Here is a 16,733-nt window from a genome sequence, read left to right as displayed (position 1 = left end):
AGAGGACGGGTCGCGGTTCCATCGCTCACAAGGCTCATTGCAGGCGGCGCGAGCCCCGCGAGCTGGTCCCGGCGGCGTCCTCCTCAAACAGCTCCGCCAGCTTCTCGGTCATCACGCCGCCGAGCTCCTCGGCATCGACGATGGTGACGGCGCGGCGATAATAGCGCGTGACGTCGTGGCCGATGCCGATCGCGATCAGCTCGACCGGCGAGCGCGTCTCAATCTCGGCGATGATGTGGCGCAGATGGCGTTCGAGATAGCTGCCGGCATTGACCGAGAGCGTCGAATCGTCGACCGGCGCGCCGTCCGAGATCACCATCAGGATCTTGCGCTGCTCCGGCCGGCCGAGCAGGCGCTTATGCGCCCAGTCCAGCGCCTCGCCGTCGATGTTCTCCTTGAGCAGCCCCTCGCGCATCATCAACCCTAGATTCTTGCGCGCCCGGCGCCAGGGCGCGTCGGCGGCCTTGTAGATGATGTGCCTGAGATCGTTGAGGCGGCCGGGATTGGCCGGCTTGCCCGATTGCAGCCAGCTCTCGCGCGACAGCCCGCCCTTCCAGGCGCGCGTAGTGAAGCCGAGCAGCTCGACCTTGACGCCGCAGCGCTCCAGCGTCCGCGCCAGGATGTCGGCGCAGGTCGCCGCGACCGTGATCGGCCGGCCGCGCATCGAGCCGGAATTGTCGATCAGCAGCGTCACCACCGTGTCGCGGAAATTCGTATCCGATTCCTGCCGGAAGGAAAGCGGCTGGAACGGGTCGATGATGATGCGCGGCAGCCGCGAGGGATCGAGCGCGCCCTCCTCCAGGTCGAACTGCCAGGAGCGGTTCTGCTGCGCCATCAGACGTCGCTGCAGGCGGTTCGCCAGCCGGGCGACGACGCCCTGCAGATGCGCCAGCTGCTTGTCGAGATAGGCGCGCAGCCGCGTCAGCTCCTCGGCGTCGCAGAGTTCCTCGGCGGTGACGATCTCGTCGAACTTCTGGGTATAGGCCTTGTAGTCGGTCTGCGGCCGGTCGTTGGCGCGGCTGTCGCGCGGGCGCGGCGCCTCGCCGGCTTCTTCGGCCTCGGAGTTCTCGTCTTCCTCGTCCCAGTCGCCGGCTGGCGCGTCGGCAGCCTCGGAGGCGCCCTCCTGCAGCTCCTCGGCCGCGTCCTCGCTGGTCTCGGTCTCGGAGCGCTCGCCCTGGCTCTGCTGCTCGGCCTCGCCCTCTTCCTGCTGCTGCTCCTCGGAGGACTCGTCCTGATTGTCCTCATCCTCGTCGGATTCGTCGCCCTGGCTCGATTGCTCGGCCATGTCGAGCGAGGCCAGCATGTCGCGCACGGTGCGGGCGAAACCGCGCTGGTCCTCGATCGACTTCGACAGCCGGTCGAGATCGCCGCCGGCCTTGGCCTCGATCTGCTCGCGCCAGAGCTCGACCAGCTTCTCGGCCGCCTTGGGCGGCTTCAGGCCGGTCAGCCGCTCGCGCACCATCAGGGCGAGCGCATCCTCAAGCGGCGCATCGGCCCGGTCGGTGATCTCCTCGTAGCGGCCGCCGCGATGATAGCGGTCTTCCAGCATCGCCGAGATATTGCTGGAAACACCGCTCATCCGGCGTGAGCCGACGCTCTCGACCCTGGCCTGCTCGACCGCGTCGAAGACGGCGCGGGCCGCATCGCCCTCGGGCGCGGCACGGCGATGGATCGCGGAATCGTGGCAGGCAAGGCGCAGCGCCATCGAATCGGCATGGCCGCGCAGGATCGCGACATCCTGGATCGTGAGCTTGCGCGGTGGCTCCGGCAGGCGGGCGCGCTCGCCGACCAGAGAGGGTTTGTCGGCGGCGAAGACAATCTCCATCTCCGGCTTGCGCGCGATCGCCTTCATCGCGCCGGAAACCGCGCGCTTCAGCGGCTCGGCCGGCGCTTCCTTCGGGGTCCCGGGCTTGCGGTTGGAGATGCTCACGACTGATCCTCGACGCGCTGCATGGTCAAAGCACCTTCCTGAAACGGAACCACGTCATGCCCGCTTCAGGACAGTCTTCGATCTGCCCATACGCAAAATAACCGTGCATCTTATAGAAGGCCGGCGCCTGGAACGAAAACGTATCGACGAGGACGCCCCTGGCCCCACGGCTTCTCGCCTCCGTTTCCGCCCGCTTCAGCAACGCCGTGCCGAGTCCACTTCGGCGGAACCGCTCATCCACCCAGAGCAGGCTGATGTGCATCCACTCGCCGATCGCCTCCGCCATCAGCCCGCCGCGCACGCTTCCATCAACATTCGCGGTGGCGGCAAATGCCTTGGGTGAGCGGCCGTGCATATGCTCCCGATTGAAGCCCTCGAGGCCTGCTGCAATGATTTTTTTTGCGGCGCCATAGGTGGTCTCGATCTGGACGAAAACAGCGTCGGACATGGCGCGCTGCTCGGCCGGCGCCTGCTCGATCTGCCTCAGCTCGCGATCGGGGATGCTCATAGCGCCTTCATGAAGTGATGGAAGGTCTGGCCGGCCACCGGATAGTCGTCCATGCGGCCGCATTCGCGATAGCCCATGCGGGGATAGAAGTCCGGCGCCTGGATGCTCATCGTGCCGAGATAGACGCCGCGCGCGCCGAAATCGCGTGCCGCCTGCTCGGCCATCGCCAGCAGTGCCTCGCCATGGCCGGCGCCGCGATGACCTTCGTCGATCCAGAACAGATCGACATAGAGCCACTGCCATTTGAGCTCGCCGACGAGGCCGCCGACCATGGTGCCGCTTTCGTCGCGCAAGCTGAGCGCGAGCGGCTGCGTGTTGCGCGGCCCGACCCTGGACTCGTTATGCGCGGCAAGACCGCGCAAGACGACCTCGCGCGTCGCGGCAAAATCCGCCTCGCGCTGGATCGTGGCTCGCTTGCTCTCGGCGGCGATGCTCACTGGCGTGCTCCTTCAGCGCGACCGCCCGTCATACATCGTCGAATTGAGCTCGGTCGGCTCGACTCCGGCGAGGCAGCGCGCGTTGATCGCGACCATCGGCGTGCCGTCCGGCAGGCCGGCGCGCGCGAAGGATTCGATGCCGCAGCTCTCGCAGAACAGGTGCTGGATTGTCTGCTTGTTGAAGCGATACTCGGACAGCGCATCCTCGCCCTTGGTCAACGTGAAGTTCGTCGCCGGAGAGAAGGCCAGCACCGAGCCGCGGCGCTGGCAGTAGGAGCAGTTGCAGGTGATCGTCTTGGCGAGGTCGACCTCGACCTCGTAGGCGACCCGTCCGCAGTGACAGCTTCCTTCGTACCGGGCCATGCTCGGCCTCCTGCTAATTGAGCAAGTTCTGATCGCAAAAGTGGTTTCCACTTTTGCGGAACGTGCTTCAGCTCAGAACGACGTTGACCGCGCTCTCCGGCAGCTCCTTGCCGAAGGAGCGCTGGAAGAACTCCGCCACCAGCGCACGCTCCATCTCGTCGCACTTGTTGAGGAAGGTGACGCGGAAGGCGAAACCGATATCGCCGAAGATCGCCGCGTTCTCCGCCCAGGTGATGACCGTACGCGGGCTCATCACGGTCGAGAGGTCGCCGTTCATGAAGGCGTTGCGGGTCAGGTCGGCGACACGGACCATCTTGTTGACGATGTCCTTGCCCTCCGGCGAAGCCTGATAGTGCTTCGACTTGGCGAGCACGATCGCGACCTCGTTGTCGTGAGGCAGGTAGTTCAGCGTGGTGACGATCGACCAGCGGTCCATCTGGCCCTGGTTGATCTGCTGGGTGCCGTGATAGAGGCCCGAGGTGTCGCCGAGGCCGACCGTGTTGGCGGTGGCGAACAGGCGGAAGGCGGGGTGAGGACGGATGACGCGCTTCTGGTCGAGCAGCGTCAGCTTGCCGGACTGCTCGAGCACGCGCTGGATCACGAACATCACGTCGGGGCGGCCGGCATCGTATTCGTCGAAGACGAGTGCGATGTTGTTCTGCAGCGCCCAGGGCAGGATGCCGTCCTGGAACTCGGTGATCTGCTTGCCTTCCTTCAGCACGATCGCGTCCTTGCCGACGAGGTCGAGGCGCGAGACATGGCTGTCGAGGTTGACGCGGACGCAGGGCCAGTTGAGGCGAGCCGCGACCTGCTCGATATGGGTCGACTTGCCGGTGCCGTGATAGCCCGAGATCATCACGCGGCGGTTATGGGCGAAGCCGGCGAGGATCGCGATCGTGGTGTCGCGGTCGAACCGGTAATCCGCGTCGAAGTCGGGGACATGCGCCTCGGGCTTGGAATAGGCCGGCACCTCCAGATCGCTGTCGATCCCGAAGACCTGACGCACGGACAACTTCATGTCCGGCATTCCGGGGGCGGAGGCAGTCGTCGTTGTCATCGTTCTTCTCCGGGCGCAGGACAGGGGCCGGCAGAAGATCCGGTGTCCTGGAGCCGACCGAAAGGGAGGCGTGTGGAACTTCCTTAGATCGAAAGCGGCGGAGCGGCAATTCGCAAGAGGCATGCCGTCCCTTCGCCGGCATGCATACGCGCACGGCTCAGGCGCGGTTCGCGAGCAGCCGTGTAACTGCCGCGACACTCCCTGCCGCCCCATCGAGATCGACCCGCGCCGCCGGCGGAGCGCCTCGCGCCAGCGCCGTTTCGATCGCAGCGGCCAGAGCCTGCTGCCCCTCAGCGAGGTTCACAACGCGCGCCAGCCCGGCCTGTGCGAGCGCGGCGGCACGCAGCGCCTGCTCGGTTTCATTGCCGGCGTCGAACGGAACGAGCAAGGCCGGCCGCCCGGCCTGCACCAGATCGAGCGCCGTGTTGTAGCCGGCCTGGCTGATGGAGAGGGCGCAGCTGGCGAGCAGCGCCGGGAAATCCGGCCGCGCCCGCTCGACCTGGGCATTGGCCGGAGCCGATTGTCGCAGCCTGGCAAAATCGGTCTCGGCAACGCCACGACCGATGAGGAGATGGAAGGAATGCTGCGGCAGGAGTTGCGCGGCCGCGAGAACGGTCTCGAACAGTGGCAGCGCCGCCGCCGAGCTACCACCGGAGACGAGGATCGCACCCGACGGACCTGAGACCGCCACCGGCAAGGCGGGCCTCTCCGCCAGATAGCCCGTATAGACCAGCTTGCCCGCAATCTCCGGCGTCACCGGCCAGGAGGCTTTGAGCGGCAGGACAAGCGGGTCGCCATGCACCAGGACGGCATCGAACAGCGTAGAGATCCGCTCGGCCGCCTCGGCGAGCCGCTCCGGCCGCTGCGGCGCGACCAGCACATCGCGGATCGACGACAGGACGAGCGCGCGCGGATTTGCCATCCGCGCCGCCTCGATCAGCGCCAGGAACTCGCCCGCAAGCTGGCGCCGGCCGAAGGGAAAATGCTCGGTGACGACGATATCGGGCGACAACTCCTGCGCCAAGGTCGCGAGTTGCTCACGGCGCGCGGCAAGCCGCTCCGGCGTCGCAGTGTGGCCGTTCTCGTCGAGCAGGTTGCGGAAATCCGTTCCTTCGGTGCGCACCGACGGCAACTGCGCGAAGCGATAGCCCGCCGCAGCCTTGCCGTCGGGCATGCCGCCGCTGGCGAGCGTGACCTCATATCCCGTCCCGGCCAGAGCCCGCGCCAGCTGCCGCGCCCGCACCAGATGGCCGATGCCGAGCAGATGCGTGACCGCGATCAGGATGCGCGCGCTCATGGCGCGCCGCCGCTCTTGCCCGCGACCGCCGCCAGCAGCGCCCGGTGGATCCGTTCCAAGCCGGCCTGCGCCGAGAACTCCGCTCCGAGCCGTGCGAAGGCGGCCGCGCCCAGCTTGGCGCGCCACTGCGGATCGCGGGAGAGCCCGTCCAGCGCCTTGGCCAAAGCCGTGACATCGCCCGGCCGCAACAGCAGCCCCTCGCGCCCATGCCGAACGAATTCCGGGATGCCAGCGAAATCGGTCGTGACGATCGGCAGAGCCTGGCTCGCCGCCTCCATCACCACATTCGGCAAGCCGTCGCGGTCACCGTTCTCCGCCTGTTTCGACGGCAGCACGAAGAGATCGGCCTCACGCAACGCCGCGATCACCGCATCCTGAGCCTGCGGCCCGCGCCAGTCGATCCGCGCGGCGAGGCCGAGCGTTTCGGCCTGCGCCTTCAACGCTGCGAGCATCTCGCCACCGCCGATATGGACGAGCCGCCAGTTCAGATCCGCCGGCAGGATCGCGAGCGCCGCGAGCAGGTCGTCGAAGCCCTTCTTCGCCACCGCCCGCCCGATCGTGACGAAGCACAGCGGATTGGCCCGATCGGAACCATCACGCTCCGTTCGTACTTCGGGCGGCGGCGGAAAACGCGCCAGATCGAGCCCGTGATAGAGCAGCGCGATCTTGTCCGGCCTGTCCGCGAGACGCGTGAGCTCGGCATGGCCGTCGCGGGTGCAAGTCACGGCCCAGCGCGCGTCGGCGATCTTCTCGCGCTTCTCCCAGTCGGGCGTCGTCCAGATGTCCTTGGCATGTGCGGAAAACGACCAGGAGAGGCCCCGGCTCAGCGCCGCATAGCGGATCACCGAGGCCGGCGTGTGCAGGTAATGGACATGGAGATGGCGGGTACTGGCCGGCAGTTCGCGAGCCATCACACAGGCCTGGCCGAAGCGGCGCAAGCGGTTGCGCGTGCGGTCGCGGGCGAGGTCCCGCAGGAAGACACCGAGCAGCCTGACGATACTCGGCCGTGCGAAGGCGCGCGCCATGCCACGCAGGACGCGCGGCCAGTCGTCGTGCAGATATTCCGGCAGATAATGCAGCGGCGCCGTGATCTCGCGATGCATCAGGTGCCGCGCGCCATCGGTGGGATGACGCAGCGACCAGATCGCGAAGGACAGGCCGAGCCGCTGCAGGCCGAGCAGCTCCTGGGCGATGAAGGTCTCCGACAGGCGCGGATAGCCCTTCATCGCGATCGCGACCGCCGGCCCGGCGGGCTCCTCGCTGCTCATCTGCGGCCGATCAACATGAAACGGGTGTAGTTCCTGGTGGGCAGCGCGCCGGCGAACCACAGTTCCGAAAGCCCGGCCTGCGCCTTGAACGCGTCGAGCGAAGGCACGCAGCTGCGATGATCCGGCTCGCGGACATAATCGTTGGATTGCAGGAGCAGCGGCAGCCCGGCGGGAAGGCCGGCAATCCAGCCCGGTACGTCGTCGAGATGCTCGCAGCTGGTGTTGATCACCAGCCCAGGGCGGCCGCCCTCCACCCGCTCGAAATCGAGCCCCATCATGTCTGCCGTCACCGCCCGGAAACGGCCGGAAGCGACATGGCGGTGATTGAGCGTCTCGGCCACGGGCGCGCAGTCCGGATCGATGTCGAGGCTCTCCACACGCGAGATCGCGAGGCGCTGATCCGCCAACAGCATGGCGCCAAGCACGCCATGCCAGGCCCCGAGCACCCAGACCGGCCCGTCCGGCTTCGGCAGAACTTTGGCAAGCGTCTCGACCAGCCAGCGCTTCGAAGCGATCTGCTTCGGATTGAAGGCGATCGAGATGTCGGCGCGCACGCCCTTGCCGACCAGCCGGGCGAGGTCGGCGACGATCGCATCGCCGGTCAGCGCCGCGACGCCGCGCAGGATGTCGTGCAGCGCCTCGCGGGAAATCTCGTCGGTCATCGAAGCTCTGGGCTGTCAGGCAGATTGTGAGGCGGCCGGACCATAGGCAGGAGCCCTGGCAATTGCCAGCGCCGGCTCGCGGCGCCCGGCTAGCTGGAGCTGCTCCCATCTGTAGTTGTCGGGGCCTTCTCTTTCGCCACTGGGGGCGCGCCTTCAGCCTTTTGCGGCGTGGCCTTGCTGTCAGATTCCCCGTCCGGCTTGGGCTCGCCGGCCGGCGTGCTGCCGAAGCCGTAGACCTGCATCGGCTTGTCGCGCCCCTTGACCGCGATCTTGTGCGGGACGGTGTCGCGATAGCTGCGCCCCGTCGCGCTCACCGTCTCGGCCGAGACGACGATGTCGGACAAAAGGCGCCGGGTCGCCGCTTCAAGCTGGCTGGCGATCATCACCGTCTCGCCGACCGTGATCTCGCGCCGCCCCATGCTTTCGTTCTCGACCGCTCCGACGATCGTCTGGCCGCCATGGATGCCGATGCCGATGCGCAGCGGCAATGGCAGGGCGTTGGCATATTCGCGGTTGAGCGCCTCGACGGCGCGGACCATGTCCCCAGCCGCTGCGATCGCCGCCGCCCCCGCACGCGCCGGTGTGGTCTCAAGGCCGAACACGGCCATCAACCCGTCGCCATAGATCGCCTCGATGCGCCCGCCATGCGCCGCGATCGCCTGGGACATCTCGTCATAGAAGCGGTTTAGCAGGCTCATCAGCTCATGCGGCAACTGCCGCTCGGAGAGCGCGGTGAAGGCTCTGAGATCCGCGACCATCACTGTCAGGCCCTTCTTGCCGATGCGGTCATCGGAATCGAGAGCGCCGGAGGGACCGGCACCGCGCTGCTTGGCGGCGAGCAGGATCTGGACCTGGAGATCGCGCTTCGGCCGGATCTGGCAAGCGAGCCGGACATGATCGCCGGCCGAGATCCGGCGCAGGAGCCGGGCCTCGTTCGGGCCGGGCGGTGGCAGGTCATCGGCACCGTCCAGCACCAGCACGCGGCAGGTGGCGCAGCGCGCCCGCCCGCCGCAGAGCGCGGCATGCGGAATGCCGAAGCGGCGGAAGATCTCGAGCAGGGTCGGGCCGGGAATGACGCGACGCACGCCATGCCCGACGAAGCGCACCGCGATGGCGCCGAGCGCCCGCGCCCTGAGCTCGCGCAGCACGACGAAGCCGGCAAAGCCGCCGATCAGGCCAAAGAAGCCGCGCTTGGCCCAGGTCACATGCAGGTTGAACGCATCGACCTGACGGGCCGTGTAGAGTTCCGGCGGCAGCGCCATCATCTGCGCCTCCCGTCCGGCCACCGAGAAGCCGATGATGGCCAGCAGCGGCACCAGGATCGCGACCAGCAGGAACGGATCGCGCCAGCGCGCATAGGCGTCACGCGCCCGGAAGGTGAAGTGCAGGCCGATCACGCCATGCGTCCAGACCAACAGCAGCAGCAGGCTCTGTGACAGGGCAAGACCAGGCCAGAGTCGGCGCAGGACAGCATGGTAGCTCTCGTCCTGGCCGAACAGTGATCCCTGCACCCGGGTGCCGACGATATGGTCGATCAGGAAGATCGGGATCGCGACGCCGAGCACGATCTGGATCACTTCGCGCGCCGGCATGCGGAAAGTGCGCCGCTGCGCCACGCGCAGCAGGGCGAAGACGGGATGGACGACGAGCGCTCCGTAAAGCAAAACCGTGCCGATCCAGCTGTGCCAGAACCAGTAGCGCCAGTCCTGCACCGCCTCCATCGTCGCGACGCCGAAGATACCGAGCGCGTGATTGAGGAAATGCGTGGTCGCGAAGACCATCAGGATGCAGCCGGAGGCGAAGCGCACGTCGCGGCTCAAGGACGACATCTGGTCGAAACCAGAACTGACGGGCCTGCCCCCGGCTGGCGTGCTCGGAACCGCTGTCATCGGCGCACCCGGCGCTTCAATGTGTCTTCTCGCCGTGCAGGACGGAATCCGCCAGGCGATAGAGCCGCCCGGCGAGATCGCGCGACAGCGCGACGGAGAATTCCGGAATGTTGTCGAGCAGCTCGAAGAACAGCGCCCGCGGCAGCCGCAGCGCGACCACATCAGTCTTGGCGGCGGCGCGGGCGGCATTGGTCTGATTGCAGAGCAGCGGCACGTCGCCGATGATGCTGCCGGTCGCGAGCCGGAAGGATTTTTGCCTGCCGTCGGAGAAATCGTGCGAGAGCTCGACCTCCCCTTCCAGGATGCAATAGACCTCCTCGGGCTTTGCGCCTTCCTCGGTAATGACCGTTCCGGCCGGAAAATAGAGCCGTTCGCCCATCAGGGCGAGCAGCTTCAGCCGCGGCCCCGGCAACCCGCGGAACAGGGGGATCGATTTCAGGCAGCCGATATCGCTTTCGAGCGTCATGTCCTCGCCTCGATCGGAACCGCCCCATTGGAGGGCAGCATCTCGTCCTGCGGCTCATCCGCCTCGTCGATGGCTCTGCCCTTGCTATTCACCCGGGCCACGGCTCCGTTGAATACAATCTTCTCAGGGATATCGGCAGCCAACCCCTGGTCGGTCAAGAGCAGGAACACTGTCTTGTCATCGCAATAGCTCCCGATCCGCCTGATCAGGTCGCCCGGATCAGCGCAGGTGACGGCAAAGGCGTCGAGATCGAGCACCAGGATATCCGGCTGTTTGATCAGCGCCTGGGCCAGCGGCACCATGAGGCGCAGGCGCAGCGGCAGCAGCCGGCCGCGCAGGCCGACATCGGTGTTGAGCCCCAGACGATAGGCCGCCGCGTCGAGCCCGGCGCGCGACAGCGCCGCCCGGGCGATCTCCGCCACCTTGCGTCCGGCGTCGGGAACGCCGAAGCCAATGCGCCCGAACAGCAGATTGTCGCGCACGCTCGCGCCATGGATCACATCGGCCGGATCGTAGAATTCGATCTCGTCGGCCTTCTCGCCGGGAAGATAGGTCTTGAAGGAGTTCCTGGCGCGCAGCACCCGTCGCTGCAGGGCGATGTCGAGCAGATTGAGCCGGTGCTTTGGCTCGACATAGCCGAGCGCGAGCGCGACCAGCTCGCGCTGCACAGTCGGGTCGAGCGGGCTGCGCCTGTCGTGTCGGCGCAGGGCCTCGGCCAATTCGCCGAGCTTCTCCAGATCGACCTCGCCGCCGAAGGCATAGCGCTCGAACAGGACATGGCCCTGCGGCAGGCCGGCGAAGATCTCGACCAGTGTCGAGGCGATGCGTCCGCCAATCTCGGCCAGCGGCTCATCGAGCGCCTCGGCCTGCAGCACCGAGCGGGCGTAAGGATCATCGAGCAGGAAATCGGCCGGTTGACGGCCATTGCGCATGGCGCCGAAGACCAGGTTCTCGGCGATCGTCACGTTGGCGTTGTAGCGCTCGAGATCGAAGGTCTCGATCAGCCCGGCGAGCTTGGTCTTGGTCAGTTCGGCCGCCACCACCTCGCGCGCTTCGATGATGCGTTCGGCCGCGCCCTCCGGCAACGGAGCGATCACCTTCGCATCGAGGCCGAGCTCGTAGATCTCGTCGGCGCAGCCGAGCGTGTCGAGTATCGAAAGGAGGCGCTCCTCGAGTGCCTCCTCTCCATCGAGGCCCGCGCCTGCATAGTCGTTCCAGTCCGCCGCGAAGGGCAGCGGCGTGTTCCCGGCGCGCAATGCCTCGATGAAGCGGCGGTGCTCCTCGTGGTCGACAACCTCGTCCGGCTTCACAACCGGGCGCCTGCGCTTCAGCGGCAGCAGGATGTTGTCGCGCAGGGAGCCGTTGATGATCTCGACCTCGGGGCCGGCATAGCCGATGAAATGGCTCGCGCGCTCGACGCTGATGGCGGAGAGCGGCTCCTTGTCGATCATGACGCGCCCGCCATAGCTCATGGTCTGCCGGCCGAGGATGCGGCCGAGCGTGTCGCGGCCGCCGCCAGCCCCCCCGATCAGCGCAACCACTCCCGGCCGGCGCAGGGTCAGGCTTAAGGGCGCCAGGAGTGGCTGACCGCGATTGTCGACCATCTCGACCTTGTCGAGCCGTATCTCGCCGCGGGACGGCAGCCGCGCGATCTCGCCCTTCTCCTCCAGCGTGACCACCTCGGTCGGGCTGAACTGCGAGATCACCTGCTCGTATTTGATGGTGACGTCGTTGCGCTGCTGTTCCCAGTCGATCAGCTCCTTGATCGGCGGCGGCAGGTCACGATAGGCGGCGATCACCGCGACGAGCTGGCCGATGTCGAGCCTGCCCTGCAGGGCGAAGAAGCCGCCGATCGCGTAGAAAAAGAACGGAGTGACCTGCGCCAGCAGGTTGTTCAGGAACTTGACGGCGAATTTGCGCTTGTAGAGCGCATAGCGGATGTCGAACAGCGTGCCGAGCCGTCCGGCGATATCCGACTGGATATAGGAGGTCGCGCCATTTCCCTGAATGGTCGGTCCGGCATCGACGATCTCGCCGATCCGCCCCGCGAGCTGGCGCGACGCGATCTGGCGCTCGCGGCCGAGGCGGAGCTGCTCCTTGCGCAGGATCGGGATGATCACCGCCTGCATCAAAACGATGATCAGCGCGATCGAGCCGAGCCAGACGCTCTGCATCATGATGAAGGCGAGCGCGGTCAGCGCCTGGCTGAGCAGGAAGGCCGGCTGGATGAAGGCATCGCCGACGAAGCCGCCGATCGGCTCGACCTCGTCCTTGATCATGCTCGCGGCCTCAGCCGGCTTGACCGCGCGGATATCCTCCGGCCGGAAGCGCATCAGCTGGCTGAACAGATCGTAACGCATGCGCCTGAGCATGCGCTCGCCGAGCACGCCCTTTTGCAGGTTGACGACGTATTTGAAGCCGCCGTTGATCAGGACGAGCACGAGGAAATAGAAGCTCAGCGTCAGCAGCAGGCCGAGCTGGTTGACCTTGAAGCCTTCGGAGATCTGGAAGCCGCCGCCGCCGAGGAAGTCCGGCAGGTGCAGCGCCCAGTCGAACACCGTCGCCGTCGTCTTGCCGTCCTTGAAGGCGCCGCCCTGGATCGCATCGTTGACGATGCGCTTGGGCACGTCGAACGACGCCCAGTTGAACGGGATCGAGACAAGGATGACGAGCAGAACGATGATCTGCTCCCGGCGGCTCTTCTGCCAGACGTAACGGAAGAGGCTTCTCTCCAAGGGGCTTTCCCATCCCGCATCCGGAAGAGCGGAAACTCTGCCGGCTTGCCCCCATATGTGGGCAGTTCACGACGCGGCGCAACATGCCGCGGGACTCGACAAGTCCGGCGATTTCAAGTTCGGTCGAAGCAGGTGGCACTGCCGGGATTGTCGCTATGTTACGCGGTCGTCATTGATTGGAGACAAGGACGACTGGGACGGAAGGAGAAAGAACCGCGCCGTAGCGGGCAAGGCGGCTTCAGCGACAAATCGATCCGGATGACGGCGCAGATCGTGCATCCGGCAACACGGACATCAGGGGACGACGGCGTCAGCCGCAGATGAATATTCTCGAGATCAACGACTTGCGGATCGGCTTTACCGTTCACGGCTTCGCTCGCGATGTCGTGAAGGGCGTCGACTTCCGCATTCCCGCCGGCAAGACCGTCGCGCTCGTCGGCGAGTCCGGCTCGGGGAAATCGGTGATCTCGCAGGCGATCATGGGCCTCCTGCCGCGCGCTGGCGCCATTACCGGCGGGAGTATCCTGTTCCGCGATCCAGAGACGCCCGACGCCGTCATCGACATCGCCACCCTTCCCGCCGAGGGCAAGGAGATCCGCGACCTGCGCGGCGGGCGGATCGGCATGATCTTCCAGGAACCGATGTCCTCGCTCTCGCCGGTCCATACGATCGGCAACCAGATCGAGGAAGCGCTGCAGCTGCACCGCCCGATGCCAAAACCGGAAGCACGTGCGCTGATCGAGGCCATGCTGAAGCGGGTCGGCTTCAAGGACCCTGCCCGCGCCTATGGCTTCTATGCTTTCGAACTCTCAGGCGGCCTGCGCCAGCGCGCCATGCTCGCCATGGCGCTGATCTGCCAGCCTGCACTGCTGATCGCCGACGAGCCGACGACGGCGCTCGACGTCACTATCCAGGCCCAGGTGCTCGACCTGATGCGCGATCTCCAGGCCGAGATGGGCATGGCGATCCTCTTGATCACCCATGATCTCGGCGTCGTCGCCAACATGGCCGACGAGGTCGTGGTGATCTACCACGGCGAGATCATGGAGAGCGGCCCGGCCGAGGACATCTTCCGCCGTCCGCAGCACCCCTATCTCAAGGCGTTGCTCAAGGCCTCGCCGCATTTCGACATGCAGGAGGGCGAACGCCTGGTTGCCCTGCGCGAGGCCCGCCCGCGCCCGCCGGCAGCGCCAAAGCCGGCATCAGCACAACAAGCTACAGGGCAGCAAGCGCCGCTGCTTGCCGTACGCCATCTGCGCAAGACCTATACGACCAATTCCAGCCGCTTCTTCGGCAAGGGCACGACCTCGACAGTCGTCGCCGTCGACGATGTCAGCTTCGATATCGAGCGCGGCGAATGCCTCGGACTGGTCGGTGAGAGTGGCTGCGGCAAGACCACGCTCAGCAAGCTGATCATGCGGGCGCTGACACCGGATTCAGGCGAGATGCGCTTCGACGACGGCAAGGACTGCATCGACCTCCTCTCGCTGCAGGGCGAGGCGCTGCGCAGTTTCAGGCCGAAGCTGCAGATGATCTTCCAGGACCCGGTCTCCTCGCTGTCGCCGCGCATGACCGTGATGAACCTCCTGCGCGAGCCGCTCGTCATCCACGAGCGCGGCGACGGCGCCGAGCAGAAGGCGCGGGTCAAGGCGCTGATGGATGATGTCGGGCTCGATCAGCGCTTCCTCTCACGCTATCCGCATTCCTTCTCCGGCGGCCAGCGCCAGCGCATCGGCATCGCCCGGGCGCTCGCGCTCGACCCTGAGCTGATCATCTGCGACGAGCCGGTCTCGGCGCTCGACGTCTCCGTCCAGGCGCAGATCCTCAACCTGCTCAAGGATCTGCAGGCCGAGCGCGGCCTGACCTTCCTGTTCATCTCGCACAATCTCGCCGTGGTGAACTACATGGCCGACCGTATCGCGGTGATGGCGAACGGCCGCATCGTCGAGCTCGCACCGCGCCACACCCTGTTCACCGCGCCGGTCCACCCCTACACCAAGGCGCTGCTGAAATCGGTGCCCTTCGCCGATCTCGACCGCAAGCTCGACTTCAAGCTCGCGGCCCCCGGCGGCGCCTCCGACACGCGCCACTGGCCGGCGGGATTCAAGCCTGATCCGGATGGCGAGCCGCTCGCCCATCTCGATCTCGGCGCCGGCCATCTCGTCCTCGCCAAGCCCGGCGCCAATGTCAGGGAACTCGCCTGATGCGGATCGCGCGCAGGAGCTTCCTCATTGGGGCGGGCGCCGCCCTGGTCACGCCTCGGCTGGGCTTCGCCGGCGTCGGGACCCTGATCGACAGTCCTGCGCTCGCTGCCAAGGTCACCGCCGGCGAACTGCCGCCGCTCGCCGAGCGCCTGCCAAAATCACCGCGATTGATCGAGGTGGCTGCCATGGGTCGTGCGCCCGGCCGGCATGGCGGCACCATGCGCATGCTGATGGGCGACCAGCGCGACATCCGCATGATGACGATCTACGGCTACACCCGCCTCGTCGTCTATGATCACAAGCTCGAACTCGCGCCCGACCTGCTCGAGGGTTTCGAGGTCGAGCGCGGCCGCGTCTTCACCTTGCGGCTGCGCGCCGGCCATCGCTGGTCCGATGGCCACCCCTTCACCGCCGAGGACTTCCGCTACTGGTGGGAGGACGTCGCCAACAACAAGCGCCTCTCGCCGGGCGGACCGCCGCAGGCGATGCTGATCTCCGGCCAGCCTTGCCGCTTCGAGGTCCTCGACGAGGTCACGCTGCGCTACAGCTGGGCCGAGCCGAACCCGGTCTTCCTGCCCGCGCTCGCCGGCGCCCAGCCGCTCTACATCGCCATGCCGGCGCATTATCTGAAACAGTTCCACCAGCGCTATGCCGGTAAGGAAGAGCTGGAGCAGAAGATCAAGACCGCTCGCGTCAAGGACTGGGGCTCGCTGCACGAGCGCTTCTCGCGCCAGTACCGGCCGGAGAATCCCGATCTTCCGACGCTCGACCCCTGGCGCAACACCACGGCGATCCCGGCCGAGCGCTTCACCTTCGTTCGCAACCCCTATTTTCACCGGATCGACGAGAACGGTCGGCAGCTACCCTATGTCGACGAAGTCACGCTGACGATCGGCAGCTCGGCCCTGATCCCCGCCAAGACCGCCGCCGGCGACTCCGACCTGCAGGCCCGCTATCTGCGCTTCGAGGACTATACCTTCCTCAAGGGCGCTGCGAAGCGGATGAACTTCGAGGTCAAGCTGTGGAAGCGGGCCGAAGGCGCCTCGTTCGCGCTGATGCCCAACTTGAATGCGATCGATCCGATCTGGCGCGACCTCAACCGCGATGTGCGCTATCGCCGCGCGCTCTCGCTCGCGATCAATCGCCGCGACATCAACCGCGTCATCTTCTTCGGCCTCGCCAAGGAGAGCGGCAACACCGCCTTGCCCGAGAGCCCGCTCTATGATGCGGCGCTGGCGCAGCTCAACATGACGCCGGATCTCGCCGAGGCCAACCGCCTACTCGACGAGATCGGCCTTTCCAAGCGCGATGGCGAGAAGATTCGCCTGTTCCCGGATGGGCGGCGCCTGGAGTTCACCATCGAGACCGCCGGCGCCTCGACCGAGGAGACCGACATCCTCGATCTGATCAAGCAGGACTTCATCGCGATCGGCATCAAGATCCACCCGCGCTCGAGCCAGCTCGACGTCTTCCGCCGCCGCATCCTCGCCGGCCAGACGATCATGTCCGGCTGGACCGGCATGGACAATGCGCTGGTCGCGGCCGAGATGGAGCCCGACGCGCTGGCGCCGACCTCGCCCGCCCAGTTCAACTGGCCACGCTGGGGCCAGTATTTCGAGAGTGGTGGCCGCGAAGGCGAGGCGCCCACCATTCAGGAGGCGAAGCAGCTGGTCGAGCTCTACCGGGGCTGGCGGCATTCGACGACGCACGAGGAGCGCCGGGAGATCTGGCAGACAATGCTGAAGATCAACGCCGAGCAGTTGTTCACGATCGGCGTGGTCAATGCCACGCTGCAGCCGATCGTGATCGCGAAGGCACTGCGCAACGTGCCGGACAATGGCCTCTACAGCTTCGAGCCGGGCGCCTTCTTCGGCCGCTACATGCCGGACACGTTCTGGTTCGAGGGGAAGTAGCCGT

General features: G+C 66.6%; 13 protein-coding genes. 2 read left to right on the top strand and 11 right to left on the bottom strand.

Features of this window, described 5'->3' with window-relative positions; all coding sequences use genetic code 11:
- Window positions 1-34 precede the first annotated feature (34 nt).
- The 11 genes from cobT to ACSQ24_RS00620 form a co-directional block, all read right to left on the bottom strand.
- Window positions 35-1,930, bottom strand: coding sequence for a cobaltochelatase subunit CobT (gene cobT, locus ACSQ24_RS00670; protein WP_436092830.1), 1,896 nt, complete (start codon window positions 1,928-1,930; stop codon window positions 35-37).
- Window positions 1,931-1,955: 25 nt separating this feature from the next.
- On the bottom strand, window positions 1,956-2,438 hold the full coding sequence (locus tag ACSQ24_RS00665) for a GNAT family N-acetyltransferase (RefSeq protein WP_436092829.1): 483 nt from the start codon (window positions 2,436-2,438) through the stop codon (window positions 1,956-1,958).
- Window positions 2,435-2,875, bottom strand: coding sequence for a GNAT family N-acetyltransferase (locus ACSQ24_RS00660; protein ID WP_436092828.1), 441 nt, complete (start codon window positions 2,873-2,875; stop codon window positions 2,435-2,437). The genes ACSQ24_RS00665 and ACSQ24_RS00660 overlap by 4 nt, the downstream gene beginning before the upstream one ends.
- A 12-nt stretch (window positions 2,876-2,887) precedes the next feature.
- Window positions 2,888-3,238, bottom strand: a complete 351-nt coding sequence (locus tag ACSQ24_RS00655; RefSeq protein ID WP_436092827.1) for a GFA family protein — start codon at window positions 3,236-3,238, stop codon at window positions 2,888-2,890.
- A 67-nt stretch (window positions 3,239-3,305) separates the two neighbouring features.
- Window positions 3,306-4,295 carry a cobaltochelatase subunit CobS gene (gene cobS / locus ACSQ24_RS00650; RefSeq protein ID WP_436092826.1) on the bottom strand — a complete coding sequence of 330 codons (990 nt, stop codon included), beginning with the start codon at window positions 4,293-4,295 and terminating at the stop codon, window positions 3,306-3,308.
- Window positions 4,296-4,452: 157 nt separating this feature from the next.
- Entirely contained in the window at window positions 4,453-5,592 is a 1,140-nt protein-coding gene (locus ACSQ24_RS00645) for a glycosyltransferase family protein (RefSeq protein ID WP_436092825.1), read from the bottom strand.
- A complete protein-coding gene (locus ACSQ24_RS00640) occupies window positions 5,589-6,860 on the bottom strand; it encodes a glycosyltransferase family 4 protein (protein ID WP_436092824.1) in 1,272 nt (423 codons plus the stop codon). The genes ACSQ24_RS00645 and ACSQ24_RS00640 overlap by 4 nt, the downstream gene beginning before the upstream one ends.
- Entirely contained in the window at window positions 6,857-7,522 is a 666-nt protein-coding gene (locus ACSQ24_RS00635; RefSeq protein ID WP_436092823.1) for a class I SAM-dependent methyltransferase, read from the bottom strand. Before ACSQ24_RS00635 ends, ACSQ24_RS00640 begins: the two co-directional genes overlap by 4 nt.
- A gap of 89 nt (window positions 7,523-7,611) precedes the next feature.
- Window positions 7,612-9,351 (bottom strand): adenylate/guanylate cyclase domain-containing protein, encoded by a 1,740-nt coding sequence (locus tag ACSQ24_RS00630; RefSeq protein WP_436092822.1) that lies wholly within the window; start codon window positions 9,349-9,351, stop codon window positions 7,612-7,614.
- A gap of 76 nt (window positions 9,352-9,427) precedes the next feature.
- Entirely contained in the window at window positions 9,428-9,877 is a 450-nt protein-coding gene (locus ACSQ24_RS00625) for a cyclic nucleotide-binding domain-containing protein (protein WP_284172448.1), read from the bottom strand.
- The gene (locus tag ACSQ24_RS00620) at window positions 9,874-12,612 is read right to left on the bottom strand and encodes an ABC transporter transmembrane domain-containing protein (RefSeq protein ID WP_436092821.1); all 2,739 of its coding nucleotides are present in this window, start codon (window positions 12,610-12,612) and stop codon (window positions 9,874-9,876) included. Before ACSQ24_RS00620 ends, ACSQ24_RS00625 begins: the two co-directional genes overlap by 4 nt.
- A gap of 320 nt (window positions 12,613-12,932) precedes the next feature.
- Between ACSQ24_RS00620 and ACSQ24_RS00615 the strand changes: the two genes are divergently transcribed.
- A complete protein-coding gene (locus ACSQ24_RS00615) occupies window positions 12,933-14,816 on the top strand; it encodes an ABC transporter ATP-binding protein (protein ID WP_436092820.1) in 1,884 nt (627 codons plus the stop codon).
- Window positions 14,816-16,729 carry an ABC transporter substrate-binding protein gene (locus tag ACSQ24_RS00610; protein WP_436092819.1) on the top strand — a complete coding sequence of 638 codons (1,914 nt, stop codon included), beginning with the start codon at window positions 14,816-14,818 and terminating at the stop codon, window positions 16,727-16,729. The genes ACSQ24_RS00615 and ACSQ24_RS00610 overlap by 1 nt, the downstream gene beginning before the upstream one ends.
- Window positions 16,730-16,733 lie beyond the last annotated feature (4 nt).

The organism is Allobosea sp. LjRoot237 (genome assembly GCF_964253285.1).
In the GTDB taxonomy this organism is placed as follows: domain Bacteria; phylum Pseudomonadota; class Alphaproteobacteria; order Rhizobiales; family Beijerinckiaceae; genus Allobosea.
The sequence above is the reverse complement of the archived record's forward strand: the minus strand, read 5'-3'. Positions and strand labels throughout refer to the sequence as shown.